A 23392-nucleotide genomic window follows, 5' to 3' on the forward strand; every position below is an offset into this window, starting at 1 on the left:
CCGCCCGCGTCCCCGTGGGGTGGGCCGTATCATGCCCTCCATATGGCGCACTCGCTTCTCGTGATGAAGTTCGGCGGCACCAACATGGGGGACGCGAACGCGATCCGCCACAGCGCGTCCCTGGCGGCGCGTTCCATCCGCGAGGGCGTGCGCGTCGTCGTCGTCGTCTCCGCGATGGCGGGCGTGACCAATAGCCTGCTCCGCCTCGCCGACGCCGCCCAGTCCGGGGACATCGCCGCCGCCAACGACGAGATCGCCGCCATGCGAACCCGCCACTTCACGGCGGCCCAGGAACTCGGCGCGGCCCCCGACTCCGGCCCCGTGCGCGAAATCCGCGAACTCCACGAGACCCTGCGCCAGGCGATCTACGGCGTCTACCTCCTGCGCGAACTCACCCCCAGAAGCCGCGACCTGATCGTGGCCTTCGGCGAGCGCCTCAGCGCGCCCCTGATGTCCCTCGCCCTCACCGGACAGGGGGTGCGCGCCCACCATCTCAGCGGCGGGCAGGCGGGCATCGTCACCGACGCGCACTTCGGCAACGCCCGGCCCCTCCCCGGCAGCTATGAGCGGGTGGCCGACCGCCTCGGCGGGCTGCTCAGCGCAGGCGTCACCCCGGTCGTCGCGGGCTTCATGGGCGAGACCGAAAGCGGGGCCATCACCACCCTGGGGCGCGGCGGCACCGACTTCACGGCGACCATCGTGGGCAAGGCCCTGCACGCGGGCGAGGTGTGGGCCTGGAAGGACGTGGACGGCGTGATGAGCGCCGACCCCCGCGTCGTGAAGGATGCCCGCAACATCGAGGTCCTGAGCTACGGCGAGGTGATGGAACTCGCCTACTTCGGCGCGAAGGTCCTCCACCCCCTCGCGGTCACGCCCCTGCGTGAGAGCGGCATCCCCCTGCGCGTCAAGAGCGCCGCCGACCCCGACTTCCCCGGCACCCTCGTGCAGGAGGACGCCCGCGACGACGCCGCGCACCCCGTCAAGGCCGTCACCGCCATCCGGGGGGTCAGCATCATCAACGTCACCGGGGCGGGTGCCCTCGGCGTGCCGGAGGTCGTCGCCAGCTTATTTGACGCCATCGCCCGCGAGAACATCACCCTTCTGATGGTCTCCCAGTCCTCCTCCATGAGCAACGTCTCCCTCGCCGTCCAGAGCGTCTACGCGGCCCGCACCCTCGCCGCCCTGCGGGCCTCCGTCACAGGAGAGTTGCAGGTCGACGAACAGCCCGGCGTCGCCGTCCTCGCCATCGTCGGTGCCGGAATGCGCGGCCAGAAGGGCGTCGCCGCCCGGCTCTTCGGGGCACTCGCGCAAAACGATGTCAACATCCTCATGATCAGCCAGGGATCGAGCGAGCTGAACATCAGTGTCGCCGTCGAGGATGCCCAGGTCGAGGGTGCCACCCGCGCCGTCCACGCCGCCTTCGGGCTGGGGGAGCCGGTCGCGGCGGACTGAGGGGCCTGCCCGCCCCAAGCGGGGGAAGACGACTCTAATTAATACAAAAGTGGAGGAGGTAGAGGGGAGAGGGACCTCTTCGCACCTCTGGCCCAGTTCCCTCAGTCATCCCTTTCTCTACGCATCCTCGGCGACCCCCGCAGCGCCCGCCACCGCCGCCCCAGGATGAGGTACAGCCCCGCCACCCACGCCACCGACGCCGCGAATCCCGCCAGCACGTCGGTCGGGTAGTGAACGCCGAGGTAGTTGCGGCTCAGCCCCACCGCGAGCGCCCACCCACCCCCCACGAGGACGAGCGGCCACCCGCCCCGCGAGCGCCAGAACACGAGGACGAGCGCGAAGCCGAAGGCCATGTTGCTCATCGCGTGCCCGCTGGGAAACGAGTAGCCCGGCACGGTGAGGACGGCCCCCACCTCCTCCGGGCGGGGCCGCTGGAAGATCAGCTTGGCGAGGACGTTCAGCCCCGTCGCACCCCCCACCGCCCCCGCGAGGAACCACGCGTGCGCCCGCGCCCCGAACCGCGCCAGCCCCAGCGCGAGGGCCGCCGTCACCAGCGGCAGCACCCCCAGGCCCCCCAGCACGGCCAGAACTTCCGCCGCCCGCGTCCGCCCCGGCGTGCGGTGTTCGGCGTACCACGCCAGCACCGTGCGGTCCCACGCGAAGCCGCCCCGTACAAACACGTCGTCCGTGAGAAAGGCGAGCAGCACGAGCGGGGTCAGCACCCCCAGCACGAGCAGGGCCACCTGCGTCCAGTTGCGGGCGAGCAGGGCGGGCAGGTCGCGGCGCATCCCGTCCACTGTAGCGGGGTCCAGCGGGCCTGAGCGGTGGGCACTGAGCCATTCGGCGCACCCGCCCTGCGCCACCCCGCCGATGCCCGCCAGGGCAGGGGAGAGGCACCATACGGGCAGCCGGGAAGCCAGCCTCACCCAGAGGAGCGAGCGGACCGACGGGGAGGAAAGACACGATGAATGCTCACCTGAACCACGCTCTCGCCTGCGACCGCCTCCAGGCCCTGCACGCTGAGGCCCAGCGCGACCGTGAGGCCCGCGCCGCCCGACCTGCCCGAAGCGACGCCAAGCCCCGCCCCAACCTCCTCGCCCTCCTGCGCCCCAAGCCCGCATGACTGCGACCGCACTCAACCCGCAGCAACGCCCCCTCTGAGTCTGGAGGGGGCGAGTTCTGTTTCTGTCTCACCGTCTGACGGTCGAACGGTCGAAGGAGAGGGCGGCTGGGTCCGTTCGACGGTTCGACCGTGGACGGTGAGACGCAGTTGGACGGCGAGGATGCGGACGAGACAGCTCTTGCAAAGACCGGCCCTCACACCGGGGCCGCGTTCCCCGCCCGGCTCGCCAGGAAGTCCTTCACGCTCTGCGCGGCCCGCAGGTTCATTCCCGGCACCCGCGCGATGTGCTCCACCGGGGCCGAGGCGAGGTCCTCCAGCGAGGTGAAGTGCTCCAGCAGCGCGTCCCGCCGCTTCTGCCCGATGCCCGGCAGGTCGTCGAAGACGCTCCGCAGCATGTCCTGACCGCGCAGCTTGCGGTGGTAACTCACGGCGTGGTGGTGAACCTCGTCCCGCACGCCGATCAGGACGCGCAGGGCCGGGTGCGTGTGCGGAAGCAGCAACTCGCGGTCCACGCCCACCTCCGTCCCCGCCTCCAGCCACCACTGCGCCCCATACCGCCCCGGCAGGATGATCCGCTCCTCGCGCTTGGCGAGGCCGACCACCGGAACGTGGATGTTCGCCTCGCGCAGCGCGTCGAGGGCCGCGTTCACCTGCCCCCGCCCCCCGTCGATCAGCACGAGGTCCGGCAGCGGCAGCTTGTCCGACAGACTGCCCGTGAAGCGCCGCGTGATCGTCTGCCGCATCGCCGCGTAGTCGTCGGGCTGCTCCAGCCCCTTCACCTTGAAGCGCCGATGCTCGCCCCGCCGCGCCCGCCCCCCCTCGAAGACCACCATCCCGGAGACGATATTCGTGCCGAAGAGGTTGGAGTTGTCGTACCCCTCGATGCGCCAGGGCCGCTCCGGCAGCGCCAGCACCTCGCGCAGGGCGTCCAGGCCGGGATGGTCGCCCCGCCGCTCCAGCAGGGCGAGTTCGGACTCCAGCCCCACCGAGGCGTTGCGCTGCGCCATCTCCACGAGGTCGGCCTTGTCCCCGCGCTTGGGCGTCCGCATCTCGACCCGCCGACCCGCCCGCTCGCTCAGGAACTCGCCCCACACCGGCGCGGCCCCGAACTCGGCGGGCAGCAGGATCAGCCCCGGCACGTGCGTCGCCTGGGTGTAGTAGTCCTGCACGAACGCCTCCACGATCTCGCCCGCGTCCCCGCCCCCCTCCGCGTTCGTCAGGAAGCGCTTGTCGCGGCCCACCACCCGCCCGCCGCGCATGCGGAAGAGCTGCACCATCGCGTACTCGCCCGCCTGCGCCACCCCCAGGAAATCGAGGTCCGTCTCGTCCGAGACGTAGGCGTGCTGCTCGGTCCCGAACAACTTCTCCACCGCCCCCACCCGGTCGCGCACGCGGGCCGCCTGCTCGAAATCCTGCGCCCGCGCCGCCACCCGCATGTCCTCCTTCAGCCGGGCGACGACGTGGGCGGCCCGCCCCTCCAGCAGCGCCTTCACGTCGTCCACCACCCGGCGGTACTCCCCCGCGTCGGCGGCGTCGATGCACGGCCCCAGGCAGCGGCCCATGTGGTAGTTCAGGCAGGGGCGAGGCTTTTTCTGAAGGGGCAGCCCCGAGTTCTTCCGAAGCGGAAACATCGTGTCCACGAGATGCTTCACCCGCCGCACCGCCGAGGCGTCCGGGTACGGGCCGTAGTAGCTCGCCCCGTCCTGCACCACCCGCCGCGTCACCACCAGCATCGGGTACTCCTCGTTCGTCAGCTTGAGGAACGGGTAGTGCTTGTCGTCCTTGAGCAGCACGTTGTAATGCGGGCGGTGCTGCTTGATGAGGTTGGCCTCTAGCACGAGGGCCTCGACCTCGTTCCTGGCCGTGATGAACTCCAGCGCGTCGGCGAGCGCCGTGAACTTGCCGCTCTTGCCCCCCGCCTTGAAGTGCTGCCCCACCCGTGATCTGAGGTTGACCGCCTTGCCGATATAGATCGGCGTCCCCCCCTTGCGGAAGATGTACACGCCGGGACTGGCTGGCAACACGGGCAGATCGTCGAAATGCACGCCCCAGGATAGGGCGCTGGAAGGGGGTCCACCGGATGATCGGTCACGCGGGGGGGAGGGTCGCCAGCTTCCAGTCGCCAGTCGCCAGGAACGGGCAACGCCCGCCCACGTTAGGCTGACCGCCATGCCCGTTCCCCGCCTCTTCCTCGTCCGCCACGGCCAGACCGCCTCGAACGTCGCCCGCCTCCTGCGCGGCCCGTCCGGGGCCGACGATCCCCTCGACCCGGTGGGGGAGACCCAGGCCCGCCGCCTCGCCGCCCACCTCGCCACCCTGGGGCTGCCCGACCCGCGTGTCTACGCCAGCCCCTACCTCCGCGCCCGGCAGACCGCGCAGGCCGTCGCCGACGCCCTCGGCGTGCCCGTCGCCGTGCTGGAGGGCGTCCACGAGATTCACCCCGGCGACTGGGAGGGCCGTCCCTACGAGCACCTCCTCACCCACGCCCACGAGCTGCGGCAGGGGGAAGGCGGCTTCGGCTTCCCCGGCGGCGAGACTCTGGAGCAGGTCGGCACCCGCTTCCGCCGCGCCCTCCACGGCCTGCCCGCGACGGAGACCCCGGTCGTCGTCTCCCACGGCGGTGCCCTCTCCGCCGTCCTCGCCACCCTCCTCGGCGTCGACGCCGCTGACGCCTGGAAGGAACGCCGCTTCGCCCACCCCAACGCCGCCCTCACCGAACTGGGACGCCACGGCGAACGCTGGGAGCTGGTGCGGATGGCGGACGCGGGACATCTGGATTAATACAAGATTTGGAGGTTTTCCTCTCCTGCCAGCCAAGCAACCGTCTCACCGTCGAACTGCACCAACCCCCGCCCTCGACCTTTCGACCGTTCGACGGTTAGACCCTCAGAGCCTCAGACCGTCCGACTCCCAGCCCCCCACACGCTATGCTCCCCCCCGTGCGAGCGCAGACCTACCGGGCCGGGGGTGCCCGCCTCTCCTACCACGTCACGGGCGAGGGCGACCCGATCATCCTCGTCCACGGGCTGAGCGGGTCGGGGCGCTGGTGGCGGCGCAACGTGCCCGCCCTCGCCATTTCACACCGGGTCTACGTCGTCGATCTCGTCGGCTATGGCCGGGCCTACCGCCAGCGGGCGCTCGGGGTGCGGGGGGCGGCGGCCCTGATCGCCGACTGGATGGACGACCTCGGGATGGAGCGCGCGACCCTGATCGGGCACTCGATGGGCGGGCATATCTGCACCCACGTGGCGGCCCTGCGACCTGGCCGGGTGCGCCACCTCGTCCTCGCATGCGCGAGCGGCCTGCTGACCGGCAACATCTACCGGGTCGCGCTGAAGCTGCCCAGGGCCGCCGTCACGGGCCGCCTCACCTTCATGCCGCGCGTGTTCGCCGACGCCGTGCGCGCCGGGCCGCTCAACGTGTGGCGAAGCACCACCGACCTCCTCGGGGACCATGTGGGCGACCTGCTCCCCACCCTCACCGCGCGGACGCTCGTGATCTGGGGGGCGCGCGACGCCCTCGTGCCCGCCCGCATTGGCCGGATGCTCGCGGCGGCCATCCCCGGTGCCCGCTACGAGGAACTGCCCCGCGCCGGGCACGTCGTCATGGTGGACGCCCCCGAACGCTTCAACGCCCTCGTCCTCGATTTCCTCGCGGAGGCCGAGCGTGGGGACGAGGCGGCGGACCGGAGCGCCGGGGCTTGAGCGCCCGCTCGCACTTCACCCGTGTGCGCGGCCTGCGGACCCACGCCCGCGTCCACGGCGAGGGGCCGGCGGTCGTCCTCGTCCCCGGCCTGGGCTGCGCCTCGTGGATGTATGCCCGCGTCGCCCGCGAACTCGCCCGCGAGCGCACCGTCTACCTGTACGACCCCCCCGGCCACGGCCACAGCGCGGCCCCCCCGCACGGCCCCGCCACCCTCGCCGACCTCGCCGACCACCTCGCCGCGTGGCTGGACGCGGCGGACCTGCACGGTGTCCCCCTCTTCGGGCACTCCCTCGGCGCAGAGATCATCTTCGACCTCACCGCCCGGCACCCCGGCCTCTCCCCGGCTCTCATCGCCTGCGCCCCCACCGGCATCCCCGAGAATCCCAGCGTCGCCGGGCAGTTCCTGCGGCTGCTGCGGGACCTTCCGCGCGAGCGCCCCGGCCTCCTGCTGCCCGGCCTCGCCGCCTACGCCCGCTGCGGCCCCACCCGGATGCTCCGCCTCGCCCGCGACCAGAGCGGCCACGAGACCGGCCCCCTGCTCTCCCGCATCCGCGTCCCCACCCTCCTCCTCGACGGCACCGCCGACCCCGTGGTCCGCTCCTGGACCGTCCGCGCCATCCGCCACAGCATTCCCCACGCCACGATCCGCCGCATCGAGGGCGGCACCCACGCCCTCACGGACTCGCATCCGGAGGCGGTGGCACGGGCGACGCTGGAGTTCCTGGGAGACAGGGATGAGGGATGAGGCGTCACTCGCCCCGAAAGCGCAATTGCGTTGCTTAAAAGGGATGGAAAAAGAGGATATAAGCAACCGAGTTGCCGTCTCCGGCCCCAGGCACTACACTCCCCGCATGTTCGAGGACATGCACAACGACCACATTCTCCTGACGCCCGGACCGACGCCGATCCACCCACGGGCGCAGCGGGCGCTGATGCGGGGAATGCTGGGGCATATGGACCCCGAGGTCTTCGCGTTGAACCGGGAGATTCAGGCGGACCTGCGGGTGATGTACGGCACCGAGCCGGAGGCGTTCACGGCGCTGCTGGCCGGGACCGGGAGCCTGGGGATGGAGGCGGGTTTCGCCAATCTCGTCGAGGCGGGGGACGAGGTGCTCGTGTGCGCGAACGGCTCGTTCGGACGGCGCATGGCGGAGATGGCCGCCCGCTACGGGGCGCGGGTGCGGCTGGTGACGGCCCCACTCGGGGAGGCGATCAATCCGGCGGACGTGGCCGCGCACCTGGGTGGCGTGAGCATGGTCGCCGTCGTCCACGGGGAGACGAGCACGGGGGTCCTGAACCCGGTGCCCGAGATTGCCCGGCTGGTGCGCCGCAGCGGGGCGCTGCTCACGGTGGACGCGGTGACGACTGCCGGGATGGAGCCGTTCCACATGGCCGCGTGGGGGGTGGACTACGCCTACACGGGCGCGCAGAAGTGCCTCTCGGCCCCCCCCGGCCTCGCCCCCGTCGCCATCAGCGAACGGGCCTTCGCGCGCTTCAGCGCCCGCCGCTCCCCGACCCCGCTGTGGTACTGCGACTTCGAGGGCCTGCGCGACTACTGGACCCGGCACACCTACCACCACACGGTCCCCGTCAACCTCCACTACGCCTTCCACGCCGCCCTCGGGGCCGCGCTGGAAGAGGGGCTGGAGACCCGGCAGGCCCGCGTCCGCCGCCTCGGGCGGGCCGTCGTGGACACGCTCGCGCCCCTGGGCTTCTCCCACTACGTCCGGGACCCCGCCGCCCGCTTACCCACCGTCCTCGCCCTGAGACTGCCCCCCGGCTTCGACGACGCGGGCATCCGCACGGCCCTGCGGCGGCGCGAGATCAGCGTCACGGGCGGCCTCGGCCCCACGGCGGGCGTGATCTGGCGCTTGGGCCTGATGGGCGAGGCCGCCCACTTCGCCCCCTACCACGCCCTGATGCGCGCCCTGGAGAGCCTGCTCGGCGAACGCGGGCTGGCAGAGCGGTTCGAGGAGGCGTGGGGGGGAGTTCCCGCCTGAGGCGGGCGTCAAACCGTCCAACAGTCGAACCGTCTGACGGCCCCACGGCGGTTCGGTTAGACGGTTCGACCTTTAGCCCTTCGGACCCTCACCCCATCCGCCCCGTCCGGATCACGTCCGCGATCACGGGCGGCAGGTTCCACGCCATGATGTCGAAGGCCGACGACGCGAAGTCGTAGGGCACCTTGTGGAGGCTGACCACCGGGCGGCGGCCCGCGCAGTCCACGAGGGCCACGTCCGCCCCCGGCTCGTGGTTGAGGCTCAGGCCCACGCTGCCGGGGTCCACGAAGGTCGTCTCCCCGATCACCCGCACGAAGGGCACGTGTGAGCCGCCCACCACGAGGACCCGCGCGTTCAGGCCCTCGGCGAGCGCCTCCAGCTCGCGCTCGGGGGCCATCAGGTCGAGCCGACCGGCGGGATCGTGGGGCGCGCCGTGGAAATACCGCACCCGGCCCACCGGGGTCTTGAGGCGGCCCCCCGACGGCAGTCTCCGCAGGAAGTCGAGCTGCTCGGGCGAGAGCACCCGGCGCGTCCAGTTCAGCACCTGCTCGGCCACCCCGCCGCGCCCGGTCCGCTCGCCGAGTTCGAGGGCGACGCGCATGTCGCTGCTGCCCAGCCCGGCGGTCCAGCCCTCGCGCCCCACGAGGTCAATGACTGGCCCCGGCGAGGCCCCGTAGCCCACGAGGTCTCCCACCACGATGACCTCGTGGACCGAGTGCTCCGCCAGAAAGCGTTTCACCGCCGTCAGCGCGTGGATGTTGCCGTGAAGGTCACTCAAGAAGGCCAGTCGCAAGGTGGCCCCATCCTAGAGCATCGGCCCGGAGCACGGCCCCCGCGCGGGACCGGGGCGAAGGGGGGAGGGGTGGCTCGTCGCTTGTGGCCCGTGGCCCGTGGCGTGTCGAGGCCTTCGCCACGGGTCACAAGCTCCCTATCATGGCCCGGTGCCGCCCCTCCCCCCCGTCCCCGTCTCCCTCGCCCTGGGGGCGCTCCTCGCCGCCTGTGGGCTGCCGCTGCCGTGGAGCTTCCTCTCGTACGTCCCGCTCGCGCTGCTGCTCGTCCACGTCACGGGGGCCGCCTCCTCGCGCGGGGTCGCCGCCCGGATGTGGTGGGCGGGCGCGGCCTACAGCGCCGTTCACCTGTGGTGGCTCACCGCCTTCCTCGCCAAGCTCTTCGGAACGCCCGTGCTCGGCGTGCTCGCGTTCGCCCTCTTCGCGCTGGAGGGGGCCTTTCTCGCCGTCATGGCCCTCCTCGCCGCCCGGCTCGTCCGCACGCGGGAGGCGCGGGTGTGGGCCATCGCGGGCGGGTGGGTCGTGCTGGAATGGCTGCGCTTTCTCGGCCCGCTCGCCTTTCCGTGGCCGACGCTGGGGTACACCCTGCTCCCCACCCCCGCCATCCAGATCGCCGACCTCGGCGGGGTGCTCCTCGGCAGCGTCCTCATCGCCGCCACCGCCGCCGCCCTCGTCTCCTTCTGGTGGGGGAGACGGTCCCCCCTCGTCCTCCTCTCCGCCCTGTGGGTCGCCGCCCTCGCCTACGGGGTGACGCGGGTGCCGGGGAGCGGCCCCGTTCAACCCCTGCTCGTGCTGAGAACCGAGTTCGATTCGTTCGGGCGGGCCACCCGCCAGCTCAGCCCCGCCCAGCAACTGGACGTGCAGCGCGCTCTCAGCGCGGCGCGGCGGCCCGGCGAACTCGTGGTCTGGAGCGAGACGGCGGTGACGGCCCCCGGCAATCGCCCCCGCCTGCCCGAGTTCCCCGCCCCCGGCCTCACCGGCGTCGGCACCCCCTACGGGGAGCAACCCCGGCGCAACTCGGTCGTGAGCGTCGCCGCGGGCGGCCAGATCACCGCCCGCAACGAGAAGGCCCGGCTCGTCCCCTTCGGCGAGTATTTCCCGCTGTACGGCACCCTGCGTCCCGTTTACCGGTTGATCGAGGGCGTCCTCGGGTTCAACCTCGGCGGCCTGACCCCCGCCCCCACCCTCACCCCCCTGACCCTGAACGGTGTCTCCTACGGGGCCTACGTCTGCTACGACAGCGTGTTTCCGTGGGTCGCCCGTCAACTCACGCAGAAGGGCGCGCACCTCCTCGTCAACGTCTCCAACGACGGCTGGTACGACGGCTGGGGTGTCACCCAGCACTTCCAGATGGGCCGCGTCCGCGCCATCGAGACCCGCCGCTGGGTCGTCCGCAGCGTCAACGAGGGCGTCGCCGCCACCGTGGACGACCTGGGCCGTCCGGTCCAGACCCTCAGCCGGGGAGAAGGCGTCCTCCACGCCCGCCCCCGACTGCTGACCGGACAGACCCCCTACGTCCGATACGGCGACCTGCCCGCCCTGCTCCTCGCCGCGCTGATGGTGGGCTACGGGGGATGGCTGGGACGGCGGCCAGCGACCAGCGTCCAGCCGCCAGCATGACCAAAAGAAGAGGTGCGGCGACCCGAAAGCCCCGCACCCCCTCATCCCTAGAACCCAACCCCTCACCCCTTACTCCTTGACCCCCCCCGAGACCGTCCCGCCCACGAAGTACCCCTGGAACCCGTAGAACAGCGCGATGATCGGCAGCGCCCCCAGCGTCGCGGCGGCGGCGAAGATGCCCCACTTGGTCGCGAACTGCGCGCTGGTGAAGCTCAGGAGCATCACCCCCACCGTCCACTTCTCCACGCCGGTCAGCAGCACGTTCGCCAGGATGAACTCCGCGTACGTGCCGATGAACTGGTTGAGGAAGATGAATACCAGAATCCCGCCCGACAGCGGCAACACCACCCGCAGGAAAGTCTGCCAGCGGGTCGCCCCGTCCACCATCGCCGCCTCCTCCAGCGACTCGGGCAGCGATTCGACGTACCCCTTGAAAATCCAGGTGTTGAAGGCGATAGCCCCGCCCGAGTACGCCAGGATCAGGCCGGTGAAGGTATTCGTCAGGCCCAGCGCCACCAGCAGGGTATAGACGGCCACCAGCGCCAGGAACACCGGGAACATCTGGATGAAGATGAAGAACAGCAGCGTCTGGAAGCGGCCCGGAAAGCGCAGCCGGGCCATCGCGTACCCCGCCGTGGTCGAGAGCAGGATCGCCAGCACCCCCGTGATGCCCGACACCAGCATGGTATTGCGCACCGAGAGGATGAACTTGCTCTCGTTGCCCTGTCCGGTGAATTGCGCGGGAGTCATGAAGACCACCAGCACGGCCAGCGCAACGACGAGCACGCGCATCACCCAGGCGCGGCTCCGGGCGACGGAAGTCTCGTCGCGCCCGAGCCGCCCCGCCAGCGTGATCAGCAGCAGCGCGGCCAGCGCCGCCCCGCCGATCACGAACAGCACGAGTTGCCACCCCGGAATGACCACCCCGTCGAACAGCCGCCGGAAGTTCTCCAGGCTCAGCACGCCCAGGTCGGGCAGCAGCCCGGTGCGGTAGAAGATGTTGGGGTCGCTGAAGTTGGGAAAGGCGAACAGGCTGTTGCGCGGATCGAACGCCGCCAGCAGCACGTAGAAGATCGGGTAGATCGCCACCAGCACGACCAGCATGAGGAACAGGTGCGTGAGCTGGTCGCCCAGCACCGCCGCGTAGCTGATCTTCCTCCCCGTCCGGGCGATTCCGACCCGCTGCCCGATCAGGCTGGTGAGCGCCAGCAGCCCGCTCGCCGCGAGCAGGAACAGCAGGAAGCTGCGCCAGCCCCCCTCCACGAAGTAGATCGTGAAGCTCCGGGGCCGCCCCGCCATATTTCGTGCCAGAAAGTACCCCAGCACGACGAGGCCGATCACGACGGCGGCGGCGACAAGCCACGGCAGCGCCTTTCTGAGCGCACTCGGTTCCTGATGGACGTACCCGCCGGGCGGCAGGGAAGAGGCGGAGGCGCGGCCAGGGCCGGTGCCGGGGGTCGGATTCGGAGTCGGGGTCGCCGTCACTTGCGGGCCTCCTTGAACACACCTGCGGCGCGGAAGTTCACCACCGAGATCGCCAGCGTCAGGAAGAAGATGATGAGGGCAATCGCACTCGCCAGCGCGTAGTTCTGCCCACCTGACGAGGCGAAGGCCGTGTTGTAGCCCCAGGACAGCAGGATGTCGGTGCTCTGCGCGGTGCTCTCGCGGCCCTCCTGCGCCGGGCCGCCCTGGGTCAGCAGGTAGATGATCCCGAAGTTGTTGAAGTTGAACGCGAACGCCGAGAGCAGGATCGGCGTGAACGACGTTCTCAGCAGCGGCAGCGTGATGTTCGTCACCTGCTGCCAGCGGCTCGCCCCGTCGATGCTCGCCGCCTCGTACAGGTCCTCGTTGATCGTCGCCAGCGCCGAGATGGTCGCCGTCATCATGTACGGAAAGCCCAGCCACAGGTTGACCAGCAGCACGCTGATCTTGGCCCACAGCGGATCGCCCAGCCACGGCACCGCCGTCAGTCCCAGCAGCCCCAGCGTCTTGTTCACGATCCCGAACTGCTGGTTGAACAGCGCCACCCACATCTGCACGCTGATCACGGTCGGAATCGCCCACGGCAAGAAGAGCAGCGTCCGGTAGACGTTGCGCCCCTTGAGCCGCTTGTTGTACAGCAGGATGCCCAGAATCAGCCCCGCCACCGCGTTGAGCACCACCGTCGAAAAGGCGAACACCACCGTCCAGACGAAGACGGGCAGGAGCGCCGTGCTCGCCTTGGAAAGAATCTCCTGGAAGTTCGCCAGCCCCACGTACCCGTAGCGGTTGAGCCGGGTCGCGTTCGCCACCTCCAGGCCCGCCGCCACCGGGGCCGCGAGCGTCACCACGTTCCCCTGCACGCCCGCGATCCGCGCCTGCACGGGCGTCGAGGCCGTCTCGTCGAACAGCACGATGGTATCCCCCGCGCACGTCGCCGCGCGGCAGCGCAGGTAGTCTCGCACCGACGTGGCCTCCGGCGTCTCGGCCAGCGTCACCCTGAGGCGGTCCGCACTCAGGCTCGCCTCCGTCCGCACCCCCGAGTCGGGGTTGCCGCTGTTCTCACCGCTGTAATTCGTGAAGGCGTAGTTCACCGTCAGCACGACCGGCAGCACCGTGAAGGCCGCCAGAAACACCAGCGCCGGAAACAGGTAGAACCAGTTGGTGATCCACGGCACCGCGCGGGCCACCAGCGGCATCCCCACCACCAGCGCCGCGAGCGTGTACACCAGGATCATGTAGGGCGGTGCCCCCGGCACCACGCGCGCCGTGAGGCTGGACAGCAGCCACCCGAGCAACGCGGCACCGCCGAGCAGCAGCATCAACACGAACACCGCAATGAGGACGCCGCGTGTGCCGTCGGGCGGGGTCGTGGAGCGGGAGGAACGTTGGGGCAGGGTCACGGTCATCCGGGGCGGCTCCTTCGCAGATTGAAAGGTCGAACGGTCGAATGGTCGAAGGAGGGGGACGGTTTGACGGTTTGACGGTTTGGCCGTTCGACCCGCCCCCCCCGAAACGAGGGCGGCGGACAGGAACAGCCCTTCCCGGTCCGCCGCCCCCAGCCTCAGGTCCCGGTCACTTGATGTTGGACTCGATCTCGCTGACGGCCTTCTGGAGCAGTCCCGCGTAGTTCGGGCCGGGCTTCTGCACCGCCTGGGCCGTCGCCGCCGCCCACGGCCCCCAGACCGCCCCCATCTCCGAGATGTTCGGCATCGCCGTGCCCGCGCTGATCGCCCGCCCGAAGCCCGCCACCACCGGGTCACTCTTCAGCCGCGCCCGCGCCGAGAGGCTCGCCGGAATCGCCCCGCCCGCCTTGTTGTAGGCCAGCTGCGCCTCGGGACTCGTCAACTGCCGCGCGAGCTGCACCGCCACCGGCTTGTTCTTGCTGTAGGCGTTCACCAGCACCGCCCGCACCCCCACGAATGGACTCCACTTCCCGGTCGCGCCGGGGGGCGTCGGAAAGTTGGCGATCCCGTAGTCGATGCCCGCCTTCTTGATGTCGCCCATGTCCCACGGGCCGGTGTAGAGCATCGCCGCGCGTCCGTCCACGAAGGCACTCTTGGCCGCGTCCTGACTCACGCCCTCCGGCACGAGGTTGTACTTGTAGCGCAGATCGTTCAGGAACCCCAGCGCCTTCGCCGTCCCCGTGTTGTCCAGCCCCACGTCCCCCGTGTTCAGCGTGCCGCCATCGTTCTTGAACACGTACCCGCCATACGCGCTGACAAAGCCGTAGCTCTTGTAGGGTTCGCTGATGTCCGTCAGGTAGCCGAACTTCCCACTGCCGGTATTGGCCTGCGCGGCCTTGAGGAAGGCCGCCCACGTCGTCGGTGCCTGGGGCACCAGCTTCTTGTTGTAGATCAGCGCCACGGCCTCCGCATTCAGCGGCAGCCCGAACAGCTTGCCCTTGTAGGTAAACGCCCCCAGGGCCGTCCGGTCGTAGTCGGACCTGGACGTGACGTACTTATCCAGCGGCTCGATCACGCCCGACGCCGCATACCGCCCCAGGCGGTCGTGGGGTTCGGTGGCGATCAGGTCCGGCCCCTGCCCCTTCGGCGCGCTCTGGATGAACTTGTCCTGCGTCTGCGCGAACGGCACGCTCACCACCGTCACCTTGTGCCCCGTCTTCTTCTCGAACTGCGCGGCCTGCGCCTTGACCCAGGCAATCTCGCCCGCCGCCTCGAACGAGGTCCACATCGTCAGGTTTGCTGCGGAAGCACTTCCAGCCAGACCAACGGTCAGCGCCAACACCACTTTCTTCATAGCGTCTCCCTGGGACCGGGCCGGACTTCTGCGTCCGGTCGGTCGTCTGAAACCTCCTCCAGCCACCCGCCAAGAAGATGGATGGGCCGCCGGGACAGGTCCCACTGTTGAACGGTTGTTCGCCGCTATTCTTCCACTCCCGCCCGCCCGACATCGCGCCCTATACGACCATCCCCTTAAGTGAGCCTTTACCCATACCCGCGTCTGATCCGGCGGCAACAAAAGGGTCTCCCCCCACTCGAACCGGGCGAGCGAAAGGGGAGACCGGGGGAGACTGATCTGTGCGTCAGTACGCCGTGCAGGTGAAGTTGGCCGCGTCGTTTGCCTGGGCCTGCGTCGGGCTGGCCGCGCCGGTGTACTTCGGGAAGCTGCCGTACTCGCACAGCGGGCGGGTGCGGCCATTGGTGGCGGCGGTCGCCTCGCCCGTGTTGCCGTCCACCGCGACGAGGTTTTGCGGGGCGACGCCGCGCTCGACCCAGGCCTCCAGCGCGGAGAGCAGATCGACTTTGGCGTGGAAGAGGCCCTGGCCGTGACCCTTGCCGGGAATCAGGTAGAAGCGCGCGAACCGGTCCACCGCCGCCCGACCGTTCGCCGCCACGAGCCGGTCCCAGTACATGACAGTGTTGTGCGGGGTGATGGAGTCGTCGATGGTGCCGTGCGTGAGCAGCAGCTTGCCGCCGTGGTCCGTGAAGCGGCTGTAGTCGAGGCTCACCGCGTCCGTCCAGCCCGACACCTGCTGAAGGCGCGTTACCCACGCGGACGGGTCGAAGGCCAGCGGGTCGTAGCTCAGGTCCCGCGTGATGAAGCCCGTCACGTCGCCCTTGCCGGGGAAGTACTGAAAGGCCGTACCGTCGGCGACGAAGGGCGTCTTGGCCGGGTCCGCCGTGTTGGTCCGCCCCAGGTGGTTGGAGAGGAAGGTCCCGCCCTCCAGGATCGGCCACCTCGGATACGTGGTGCTGCCCCCGGCGAACGCGAAGCTGAACTGCACGGGCGAGCCGATCTTCTCGATCGCCGTGAGCTGCGCGTCGGAAAAGCAGGTGTCGCCCGTATCGGCCCCGTCCGGGCAGCGCAGGGCGGCCTTGACCGTCTGGACCGTCACCCGCGCGTTGCAGGCCCGCACATCCCCGATGATGCCGTCCTCGGCCCCGTCCAGGCCGTCGCACTGCGTCCGCACGTAGCTCACCAGATTGGCGATCTTGGCCGGGCTGCTCCACGACGCGCTGGGGACGCCCGACCTGTTGCCGTAGCTTGCGTCCGCTTCGATCAACGTTTGGGTGATGTCCGCGCGCAGGGCAGCTTCCGCCTCGGGACCCATCCGGGCCGCCGCTTCGAGAGCTTCCCCGACCGCCGCCGCCAGCCCCTTGAAGAACACGCTGCGGGCCAGCTTGCGCGAGGCCGCCAGCCCCACCGGGCCGTCCAGCACCGTGACGGGGCCATTCAGGGGGCGCAGGAGTTCGGCGAAGCGGGCCGAGCCGGGGCCGGACACCAGCATGGGCGTGCGGATGCCCTTCCCCGGCACCGGACTCATCAGGGCGGCGTCCACGACGAGAGCGTCCGGGCCGAGTACGTCTGCGACCGCCCGTTTCTTGTCAGGTGAGGAGGTGTTCAACTCGGCGTAGACCTGCCCGGCTTGCAAGGCGGACCGCACCCGGCGGGCCACGTCCAGCGACACCCGCGACCAGTTCACGCTGAGGACGATCTGTGAGTCGCCCACCGCGTCCGCCTCGTCCCCGGCGAGGGTCACGCCGTCCACCTGTCTGCTCGGGTCGGGGTCGTAGGCCCGCACCCCCACGCCCGCCGCGAGGAGGTCGCGGGCCATCTCACTCCCCGCCTCGCCCAATCCCAGCAGCGTCACCCGCCGCAGGTCCACGCTCAGCCCTCCACGAGCAGGGGGGCCAGCCCCTCGCGCAGCCCGTACAGGTCGATGGACAGCACGCCGGACTCGAACTTCTCGCGGTTGGTGGCCTCCTTCTGCTCACGCTGCCGGGAGGCGCTGAGTACGTCCTCCACGCGATCTTGCGGGATGACCACTGCGCCGTCGGCATCCATCAGCACGAGGTCGCCGTTGCGAATGGTCGTTCCGCCGAGTTGAACGGGGACGTTCAGCGTTCCGGTGTCCGTGCGTTTTGCCCCACGTGAGCGGATAAAGCGCGACCAGATCGGCAATCCTATCTCGCGCAACGTCTCCACGTCCCGCACCGCCGCGCCGATCAGCATTCCGGCGGCCCCACGCACCTTCGCCTGGGTGGCGAGCAGGTCGCCGACGAGCGCGACGGGTTCCTCTTCTGGCATCACGAGGACCAGCACCTCGCCCGGCCTCACGGCGGCCATCGCCGCGTGGACCATCAGGTTGTCGCCCTGCGCGCAGAGGACCGTGCGGGCCGGACCGCACACGCGGCTGCCGGGAATGATCTGATGGAGTTCGGTGTCCACCAGCCCCTGACGGCCTGACGCCTCGTACACGGTGGAGACGCCGAAGGGGAGGAAGTCCTGCGGCCTCACCATGATTGGATTACCTGCGGCATCACCCGCATGAACGCCTCGGCCTGCTTGATCTCGCTCCTGCCGCTGATGCGCCGGGCGTGGTTGGCGCGGTGTCCCGCCCGCTCGGTGTAGTACGTCTTGAGATAGCCCTGCGCCCCCATCTCGGCCATCGCCGCCTCCTTCTGCGCGAAGACGGGAGTGATATCGAGGAAGGTGGTCGGCACGAAGCCGCACAACTCCGGCTGGTGCGGCTCGAACAGCAGGAATTGGGGCGGCCTGATCGTCTTGAACGCGCTCGCCACGCCCGCCCCGCTCGCCAGTTGCCGCGCCCGCTCGGTGGCGACGTAGGCGACCGGGTGATCGGGGTTGAAGGGGTCCTTTTCCGCGTGCGTGAGCAGCACATCCGGCGCGAAGGAGGTCAGGGCGTCCACCAGGCGGCTGATCGCGGCGTCGTCGATGACGAGCGGGTAGTCGCCGAGGTCGAAGCCCTCGAAGGTCGCGCCGAGGTGCGCGGCGGCGCGGCTGGCCTCCTCGTGCCGGATGCGCTTGACGTTCTCCTCGGTCTGGCCGGGGTCCTTCCACAGCTCGCCGGACTCGCCACGCTCCCCGTAGGAGAGGGCCACGACATGCGCCGTGCCGCCCGCTGCCGTCACGGACGCGATAGCACCCCCCGCCCGCCACACGAAGTCGGCGGCGTGGGCGCTGACCACGAGCAGCCGGGTCACGCGTTCACCGCCACGCCCGCGAGTGAAACGCTGTTCGTCACCGTCATGCGGTGCAGGTCGTCGGCCCCGAACCCCGCCGCGAGGAACTGGTCCACCATGATCGGCAGGCCGTCCTCCACGGGTGGATTCGCGGGCTGCCCGAAGTCGGTGGAGAAGATGGTCCGTTCCGGCCCCACGGCGCGCGTCGCCTCGAACAGCCGTTCCCAGCGCACCTTGCCGCTGTACGACGGGGCGGCGCAACGTTCCATCCACGCCCCCCGCCGGGCGAGTTCCACCTGATCCTCGGCGCTGAGGTTCTGGGTCGGGTAGTCCGGGTGGGTGACGACGATATGTTCCACCCCCTCCTCGTGGGCGGCCTGAACGACCTTGAAAATCTCGCCCCGCGAGAGGTGCCCGGTGGCGAGGACGAGACCGTGAGAGGCGATGACCTGGAGGACCTGACGCAGAGCCTCTTTAACTCTGCCCCCCTCATCCAGCACGGGCACGCTGGGCACGGGCAGCCCACGGGCGCGCAGGTCCTCCTGCAACTTCGCCCACAGCGGCAGCTTCGCCCCGGCGGGACGGGCCGCGTGTTCGTGTGCCTCGTTCTCGGCGTCCACGGTGGGGAGCCAGATGATGCGCGCCCCCTCACGGGCGGCGATTTCCACGGCGAGCGGGTTCAGGCCACCGACGGCGCTGTTCAGCGTCAGCGACCCCAGCGCCTCGATGCCGGGCACGGCGGCCCGCACCACGGAAGCACGTTCGGCGGTGGAGGTGTAGTGCGACTTGAGGACGAAGCCGCGCAGACCACGTTCCAGAAAACGCGGGGCGAGGTCGAGGTCCGTCACCCGGCGCGGAATCACGTCCGGGTCGATGTGAACGTGCAGATCGAACGCGCCCCGCGTGAGGTCGAGCGCCTCGCGGCTGGGGGTGGGATGGGTGGTGGCGGTCATGGGTCCTCCAATCTGTCGACGAGATTGTCTACAGTGTTCGGGCTGAGTTCGGCCCTTCATCCAATCCAGGACGGTATGGCGGGGGATTAGCGCGGCTTTTGCAGGGAGCGCAGCGTCTCCACCACGTGCGCGAGGTGCTGCCGCATGGCCGCCTCCGCCGTGTCGCCGTCCCCCGTCGCCAGCGCGTCCACGATGGCGCGGTGCTCCTGTAGGGACTGCGCGGCCCGGCCCGGCGCGAGCACCGTGCGGAACTGGTGGCGGACGTTCTGCGCGTGCAGGCCGTCGATCAGGCGGGCGACGATGGGCAGCGCGGCCAGCTCCACGATGCGGCGGTGGAGCTGGCTGTTCACGTCGGAGGAGGCGAGCAGGTCGCCTGCGCGGGAGTGTTCCTCCATCCGCCGCAGGAGGGCGCGCAACTCCTCCAGCCCCTCGGGGGTGACGCGCCCCGCCGCGTGCCGGGCGGCCAGACCCTCCAGCACCGATCTGGCCTCCAGAATCTCCACGGCCTCGGCCTCGCTGATCACGCGCACCCGCGCTCCCCGAAAGGGCGACCGCTCCACCAGCCCGTCCTGCTCCAGCCGCGCCAGGGAGGTCCGCACCGCGTTGCGGCCCAGGCCCCAGCGTTCGGCGAGGTCGGTCTCCACCAGCCGCTCGCCGGGCATCAGGTCCCCGCTGCGGATGGCCCGGCGCATCACGGTGTACGCCTCGTCGGCCACGGTCTGCCTGTCGGTCGTGCGGGGACTCACCGCGTCAGCATAGCCCGTCGTCACGGCGTCTCCCCGGTCACGACCGGCGTGCCGTGGGTGTGGAAGGAGGCGATGGTCTGGAGGCCCCACGCCTGCCCCTTCCGGCGCTCGGCCTCGTTCCACACGACCACCTTCCAGTCCGGCGCGAGGATCAGCCGCGCCCCGGCGCTCGCGATCTCGAAGCGGTTGCCGCCCGGCTCGTACACGTAGAGGAAAAACGTCTGGTTGATGCTGTGCTTGTGCGGTCCCGTCTCGATGAACACGCCATGTTCCAGGCAGATGTCGGCGGCCCGCAGCACGTCCTCGCGGCTGTCCACGGCGTAGGTGAGGTGGTGGAGTCGGCCCCGCGCCCCGGAGTGGTCCTCGGAAACGGCGAGGTCGTAACTCTTGGAGTTCATGCTGAACCACGCGGCCTTCTCGCTCCCGTCGTCGAAGACGATCTGCTCCGAGAGGAGCGTGCCCAGCGTGTCCACGAAGAACTCGCGCATGGGCGTGACGCGGGAGGCCAGCAGGTTGAGGTGGTCGATGCGCCGCAGGTTCGCCCCGCGCGCCGGGAAGCGCGACGCCTGGTTCTTCAGGGCGGGCCGCGTGGTCTCGTCCGCCTCGTACCAGCGCGTCTCGTAGTACAGCTCGGCGCGGTGGCCGTCCGGCGTGTGGAAGGCGTAGGCGGGGCCGTGGCCCTGGTCGCCGCCCTGCCAGCCGATGCCCAACCCCTGAGCCTCGATGGCCGCCACCCGCCGTTCCAACGCTTCGGGACTCCCCGCGCGGAAGGCGCAGTGTCCCATGCCGTTCGTCCGCGCCGCCGTGAGCTTCAGGGTGTGGTACTCGTAGTCGTCCCAGCCGCGCAGGTAGACGCTTTCCCCCTCCTGCCCACTGACCTCCAGGCCCATGACCTCGGTGAAGAAGTGCAGGCTCTCCTCGGGGCGCGGCGTGAGGAGTTCGACGTGCGCGAGGTGGGCGAGGTCGTGGGTCCGTCCGGGTCCGTTATGACTCATGCCGCCACCCCCGCCGCCGGGCCGTGGCCCGTATTCATGGCTTCCAGTAACGTCTGGGAGTTCAACGTCTCCCCGCTCAGTTCGGCGCACACGCGGCCAGAGTAGAACACGAGCACCCGGTCGCACAGGCCGCCGGTCAGTTCCTCCAGGTCGGTGGAACACACCAGCGTCGGCGACCCCGCCTCGGCGAGCGCGCGAATCATGCCGTGCATCTCGGCCTTCGCGCCCACATCCACGCCGCGCGTCGGATCGTCCATCAGCAGGAGGCCGGGGCGCGTCTCCAGCCACTTCGCCAGCACGACCTTCTGCTGATTGCCGCCCGAGAGGGAACTCACCGGATGGTCCACCGACCCCACGCGGATGCCGATGCTTCTCACGTACTCCTGGGCGCGACGGCGCAGGGCGGGAACGCTCAGCAGCGGGCCGGTGCGCGCCAGGCCCACCGACTGCACCGCCGCGACGTTCTCCCAGATGGACTTGTCGAGCATCAATCCTAACCGCTTGCGGTCCCCGGTGACGTAAGCCACGCCGCGCGCTATGCCTTCCCGCAGTTCTCGCGGGCCGGGCCGTCCGTCGGGGTAGGTCACCGCCCCGGCCTCCCGGCGGCGCAGCCCTGCGACGGCCTCCAGCACGCTCTGATGTCCCGCACCCATCAGCCCGGTCAGGCCGACGACCTCGCCGGGCCTGACCTCCAGACTCACGTTCCGCGCGCCGCCCTGCACGTTCATGTTGGTGACGGTGAGCGGCCCACCCCCGGCGGCTCCCACCTGCCCCGCGAGCGCCTGCACGCCTGCCCGCGACCCGGCGGCCTCCTCCGCCCGGCGCAGCTTCGCCTTGTCCCCCAGCATCGCCGAGACGATGCCCGACACGCCGAGGGTATGGGTGGGTGCGCTCGGCAACGCTACCTCGCCGTCGCGCAGCACCGTCACCTCGTCGCACAGGTCCATCACCTCCTGAAGGATGTGCGAGACGAAGACCACCGCGACAGACCGCTCCCGCAGCACCCGCAGCGCCGAGAGCAGCCGCGCGGAACTGCTCGCCTCCAGCGCCGAGGTCGGCTCGTCGAGCACGAGGACCTGCGGACTGGTGATCAGCGCGCGGGCGATCTCCACGAGTTGCCGCTCGGCGAGGCTGAGGTCGGCCAGCGGCGCGTTCAGGTCAGGATTCAGGCCGAGGCTGTGCAGCACGGGCAGCGCGAGGCGGCGCATCTCGGGGCGGTCCACGAGCGGGCCGCGCCGCCGCTCACGCATGGGGTAGAGGTTGCTCAGCACGTCCATGTCGGGAAAGAGGCTGAGTTCCTGCGACACCACCGCGACGCCGCTCCTGCCCGCCTCGGCGGTGTTGTGAAAGCGGACCGCCCTGCCGTCGAGCCGCACCTCGCCCGCGTCGGGGCGCTCGGCCCCAGTCAGAATCTTGACGAGCGTGCTCTTGCCCGCGCCGTTCTCGCCCAGCAGGGCGTGGACGCTGCCGGACCGGACGCGGAAGTCCACCCCTTTCAGGGCGTGCGTGCCGCCGTAGGACTTGCGAATACCGATGGCCTCGAAGGTCGCCATAGTCGCCCCCGCCTTACTTGAGGTACGCGCCGGGGTTGGCGAGCTGCCGCCTGGCGACGGGCACAAGCGCCAGGGCACGGGACGCCTCGGTTTTCTGACGGGCGAGCACCTTATCGATGTTGGCCCGCGTGACGACGAGGCCCCCCGTGTTCCAGAAGCCGGTCGGAATCTTCGCCCCGCCCTGCGTCTGGCCGAGCAGGAGCTTCATGGCGACGTAGCCCTTGAGCCAGTGCTCCGGGGACACGAGCACGTCCACGTAGCCGTTCTTCACGGCCTCCAGCGCGGTGGGTTCGAGGTCGCAGCCGCCCACGAGGAACTTCCTGCCGAGCTGGCGCTGAATCAGGGCGAGCTGGCCGGGGTCGGAGTTGGTGGGGGAGAGGAAGGCCAGCGCGTCCGGGTTGGCCCGCACGATGCCGTTCCAGACGGTGAACACGTCCGACGGCGAGCCGGTCTGCCCACGGGTCTCCAGCGGGCCGACGATGGTCACGTTGGGGCGCTCCTTCTTGATGACCTCGATCATGCCCTCCACGCGCGCCTCGATGGGCGGCACGCCGGGATTGCTCGTGCCGATGACGATCTTGCCCCGTGCGTTCGCGGGAATCTTTTTGAGAATCTCGCGCGCCACCTGCCGTCCCAGCTCCACGTTGTCGTTGCTGACGAACAGGTTCACGCCCGCGTTCCTGGGAGGAGGGGCGTCGATGGACACCACCGGGATGCCCGCGTCGGTGGCCGTCTTGATCGGGCGGAGGAACAGGTCGGGCGTCAGGGCCTGGAGTACGATGCCCGATTTCGAGGTCTGGGCCGCCGACTGGAACATGGACACCACCTGCGAGGGGTTGGTGCCGTTCGGCGCGGTGGAGACCAGTTTGGTGCCCCGGCTTTCCTTGACGGCCTGCTTGACGCCCATCGCCATCTCCTGAAAGGCGGCGTTGGCCGTGTTCCAGTACACGAAGGCCACGTTGGCATTCTGCGCGGTGCTCACGCTCAGGGTCAGAGCGGCGGACAGCATCAGGAACTTACGCATGGTGAA

21 protein-coding genes are annotated in these 23392 nt (G+C 70.3%); 7 read left to right on the plus strand and 14 right to left on the minus strand.

Annotation, left to right across the window (positions count from 1 at the left end; all coding sequences use genetic code 11):
- Nucleotides 1-42 precede the first annotated feature (42 nt).
- Nucleotides 43-1452 (plus strand): aspartate kinase, encoded by a 1410-nt coding sequence (locus V3W47_RS04550; RefSeq protein ID WP_331823993.1) that lies wholly within the window; start codon nt 43-45, stop codon nt 1450-1452.
- Between the two features lie 101 nt (nt 1453-1553).
- On the opposite strand, the gene V3W47_RS04555 is transcribed toward V3W47_RS04550, so the two are convergent.
- Nucleotides 1554-2378: a phosphatase PAP2 family protein gene (locus V3W47_RS04555; protein ID WP_331823994.1), complete on the minus strand. Its 825-nt coding sequence runs from the start codon at nt 2376-2378 to the stop codon at nt 1554-1556.
- Between the two features lie 38 nt (nt 2379-2416).
- Between V3W47_RS04555 and V3W47_RS04560 the strand changes: the two genes are divergently transcribed.
- Nucleotides 2417-2575 (plus strand): hypothetical protein, encoded by a 159-nt coding sequence (locus tag V3W47_RS04560; RefSeq protein WP_331823995.1) that lies wholly within the window; start codon nt 2417-2419, stop codon nt 2573-2575.
- A gap of 194 nt (nt 2576-2769) precedes the next feature.
- On the opposite strand, the gene uvrC is transcribed toward V3W47_RS04560, so the two are convergent.
- On the minus strand, nt 2770-4620 hold the full coding sequence (gene uvrC, locus V3W47_RS04565; RefSeq protein ID WP_331823996.1) for an excinuclease ABC subunit UvrC: 1851 nt from the start codon (nt 4618-4620) through the stop codon (nt 2770-2772).
- A 124-nt stretch (nt 4621-4744) separates the two neighbouring features.
- Between uvrC and V3W47_RS04570 the strand changes: the two genes are divergently transcribed.
- The 4 genes from V3W47_RS04570 (at nt 4745) to V3W47_RS04585 (ending at nt 8280) form a co-directional block, all read left to right on the plus strand.
- Entirely contained in the window at nt 4745-5356 is a 612-nt protein-coding gene (locus V3W47_RS04570; protein WP_331823997.1) for a histidine phosphatase family protein, read from the plus strand.
- 146 nt (nt 5357-5502) lie between these two features.
- Nucleotides 5503-6279, plus strand: coding sequence for an alpha/beta fold hydrolase (locus V3W47_RS04575; protein WP_331823998.1), 777 nt, complete (start codon nt 5503-5505; stop codon nt 6277-6279).
- Nucleotides 6276-7025 carry an alpha/beta fold hydrolase gene (locus V3W47_RS04580; RefSeq protein ID WP_331823999.1) on the plus strand — a complete coding sequence of 250 codons (750 nt, stop codon included), beginning with the start codon at nt 6276-6278 and terminating at the stop codon, nt 7023-7025. The genes V3W47_RS04575 and V3W47_RS04580 overlap by 4 nt, the downstream gene beginning before the upstream one ends.
- Nucleotides 7026-7131: 106 nt before the next feature.
- Complete coding sequence (locus tag V3W47_RS04585) at nt 7132-8280, plus strand: alanine--glyoxylate aminotransferase family protein (protein ID WP_331824000.1); 1149 nt, start codon at nt 7132-7134, stop codon at nt 8278-8280.
- Nucleotides 8281-8368: 88 nt separating this feature from the next.
- Here V3W47_RS04585 and V3W47_RS04590 read toward each other — a convergent pair whose 3' ends face one another.
- Nucleotides 8369-9073 (minus strand): metallophosphoesterase family protein, encoded by a 705-nt coding sequence (locus tag V3W47_RS04590; protein ID WP_331824001.1) that lies wholly within the window; start codon nt 9071-9073, stop codon nt 8369-8371.
- A gap of 148 nt (nt 9074-9221) precedes the next feature.
- On the opposite strand from V3W47_RS04590, the gene lnt reads away from it, so the two are divergent.
- Entirely contained in the window at nt 9222-10688 is a 1467-nt protein-coding gene (lnt, locus tag V3W47_RS04595) for an apolipoprotein N-acyltransferase (protein ID WP_331824002.1), read from the plus strand.
- Nucleotides 10689-10757: 69 nt separating this feature from the next.
- Here the strand turns inward: lnt and V3W47_RS04600 are convergent, their stop codons facing one another.
- From V3W47_RS04600 to V3W47_RS04650, 11 genes are all read right to left on the minus strand, one after another.
- Complete coding sequence (locus tag V3W47_RS04600) at nt 10758-12173, minus strand: sugar ABC transporter permease (protein ID WP_442877203.1); 1416 nt, start codon at nt 12171-12173, stop codon at nt 10758-10760.
- Nucleotides 12170-13576 (minus strand): ABC transporter permease subunit, encoded by a 1407-nt coding sequence (locus tag V3W47_RS04605; RefSeq protein WP_331824003.1) that lies wholly within the window; start codon nt 13574-13576, stop codon nt 12170-12172. The genes V3W47_RS04600 and V3W47_RS04605 overlap by 4 nt, the downstream gene beginning before the upstream one ends.
- A gap of 166 nt (nt 13577-13742) precedes the next feature.
- On the minus strand, nt 13743-14927 hold the full coding sequence (locus tag V3W47_RS04610) for a sugar ABC transporter substrate-binding protein (RefSeq protein WP_331824004.1): 1185 nt from the start codon (nt 14925-14927) through the stop codon (nt 13743-13745).
- Between the two features lie 286 nt (nt 14928-15213).
- The gene (locus V3W47_RS04615) at nt 15214-16797 is read right to left on the minus strand and encodes a tannase/feruloyl esterase family alpha/beta hydrolase (protein ID WP_331824005.1); all 1584 of its coding nucleotides are present in this window, start codon (nt 16795-16797) and stop codon (nt 15214-15216) included.
- Between the two features lie 2 nt (nt 16798-16799).
- Complete coding sequence (locus V3W47_RS04620; protein WP_331824006.1) at nt 16800-17432, minus strand: 4-carboxy-4-hydroxy-2-oxoadipate aldolase/oxaloacetate decarboxylase; 633 nt, start codon at nt 17430-17432, stop codon at nt 16800-16802.
- Nucleotides 17426-18136 carry a PIG-L deacetylase family protein gene (locus V3W47_RS04625; RefSeq protein WP_331824007.1) on the minus strand — a complete coding sequence of 237 codons (711 nt, stop codon included), beginning with the start codon at nt 18134-18136 and terminating at the stop codon, nt 17426-17428. The genes V3W47_RS04620 and V3W47_RS04625 overlap by 7 nt, the downstream gene beginning before the upstream one ends.
- The gene (locus tag V3W47_RS04630; protein WP_331824008.1) at nt 18133-19068 is read right to left on the minus strand and encodes a DUF6282 family protein; all 936 of its coding nucleotides are present in this window, start codon (nt 19066-19068) and stop codon (nt 18133-18135) included. Before V3W47_RS04630 ends, V3W47_RS04625 begins: the two co-directional genes overlap by 4 nt.
- Nucleotides 19069-19154: 86 nt before the next feature.
- Nucleotides 19155-19814 carry a GntR family transcriptional regulator gene (locus tag V3W47_RS04635; RefSeq protein ID WP_331824009.1) on the minus strand — a complete coding sequence of 220 codons (660 nt, stop codon included), beginning with the start codon at nt 19812-19814 and terminating at the stop codon, nt 19155-19157.
- Nucleotides 19815-19834: 20 nt separating this feature from the next.
- A complete protein-coding gene (locus V3W47_RS04640) occupies nt 19835-20809 on the minus strand; it encodes a catechol 2,3-dioxygenase (RefSeq protein ID WP_331824010.1) in 975 nt (324 codons plus the stop codon).
- On the minus strand, nt 20806-22362 hold the full coding sequence (locus V3W47_RS04645; RefSeq protein ID WP_331824011.1) for a sugar ABC transporter ATP-binding protein: 1557 nt from the start codon (nt 22360-22362) through the stop codon (nt 20806-20808). Before V3W47_RS04645 ends, V3W47_RS04640 begins: the two co-directional genes overlap by 4 nt.
- Before the next feature lie 13 nt (nt 22363-22375).
- Entirely contained in the window at nt 22376-23386 is a 1011-nt protein-coding gene (locus V3W47_RS04650) for a sugar ABC transporter substrate-binding protein (protein ID WP_331824012.1), read from the minus strand.
- Between the last annotated feature and the right edge of the window lie 6 nt (nt 23387-23392).

The organism is Deinococcus sp. YIM 134068 (genome assembly GCF_036543075.1).
Lineage (GTDB): Bacteria > Deinococcota > Deinococci > Deinococcales > Deinococcaceae > Deinococcus > Deinococcus lichenicola.

Excerpts from the sequence above, each read along its gene's own strand:
- V3W47_RS04645 (WP_331824011.1), bottom strand. The coding sequence starts at position 22,362 with ATGGCGACCTTCGAGGCCATCGGTATTCGCAAGTCCTACGGCGGCACG.
- V3W47_RS04570 (WP_331823997.1), top strand. The coding sequence starts at position 4,745 with ATGCCCGTTCCCCGCCTCTTCCTCGTCCGCCACGGCCAGACCGCCTCG.
- V3W47_RS04610 (WP_331824004.1), bottom strand. The coding sequence starts at position 14,927 with ATGAAGAAAGTGGTGTTGGCGCTGACCGTTGGTCTGGCTGGAAGTGCT.
- V3W47_RS04640 (WP_331824010.1), bottom strand. The coding sequence starts at position 20,809 with ATGAGTCATAACGGACCCGGACGGACCCACGACCTCGCCCACCTCGCG.
- V3W47_RS04575 (WP_331823998.1), top strand. The coding sequence starts at position 5,503 with ATGCTCCCCCCCGTGCGAGCGCAGACCTACCGGGCCGGGGGTGCCCGC.
- V3W47_RS04650 (WP_331824012.1), bottom strand. The coding sequence starts at position 23,386 with ATGCGTAAGTTCCTGATGCTGTCCGCCGCTCTGACCCTGAGCGTGAGC.
- V3W47_RS04550 (WP_331823993.1), top strand. The coding sequence starts at position 43 with ATGGCGCACTCGCTTCTCGTGATGAAGTTCGGCGGCACCAACATGGGG.
- V3W47_RS04560 (WP_331823995.1), top strand. The coding sequence starts at position 2,417 with ATGAATGCTCACCTGAACCACGCTCTCGCCTGCGACCGCCTCCAGGCC.
- V3W47_RS04620 (WP_331824006.1), bottom strand. The coding sequence starts at position 17,432 with ATGGTGAGGCCGCAGGACTTCCTCCCCTTCGGCGTCTCCACCGTGTAC.
- V3W47_RS04585 (WP_331824000.1), top strand. The coding sequence starts at position 7,132 with ATGTTCGAGGACATGCACAACGACCACATTCTCCTGACGCCCGGACCG.
- V3W47_RS04605 (WP_331824003.1), bottom strand. The coding sequence starts at position 13,576 with ATGACCGTGACCCTGCCCCAACGTTCCTCCCGCTCCACGACCCCGCCC.
- V3W47_RS04630 (WP_331824008.1), bottom strand. The coding sequence starts at position 19,068 with ATGACCGCCACCACCCATCCCACCCCCAGCCGCGAGGCGCTCGACCTC.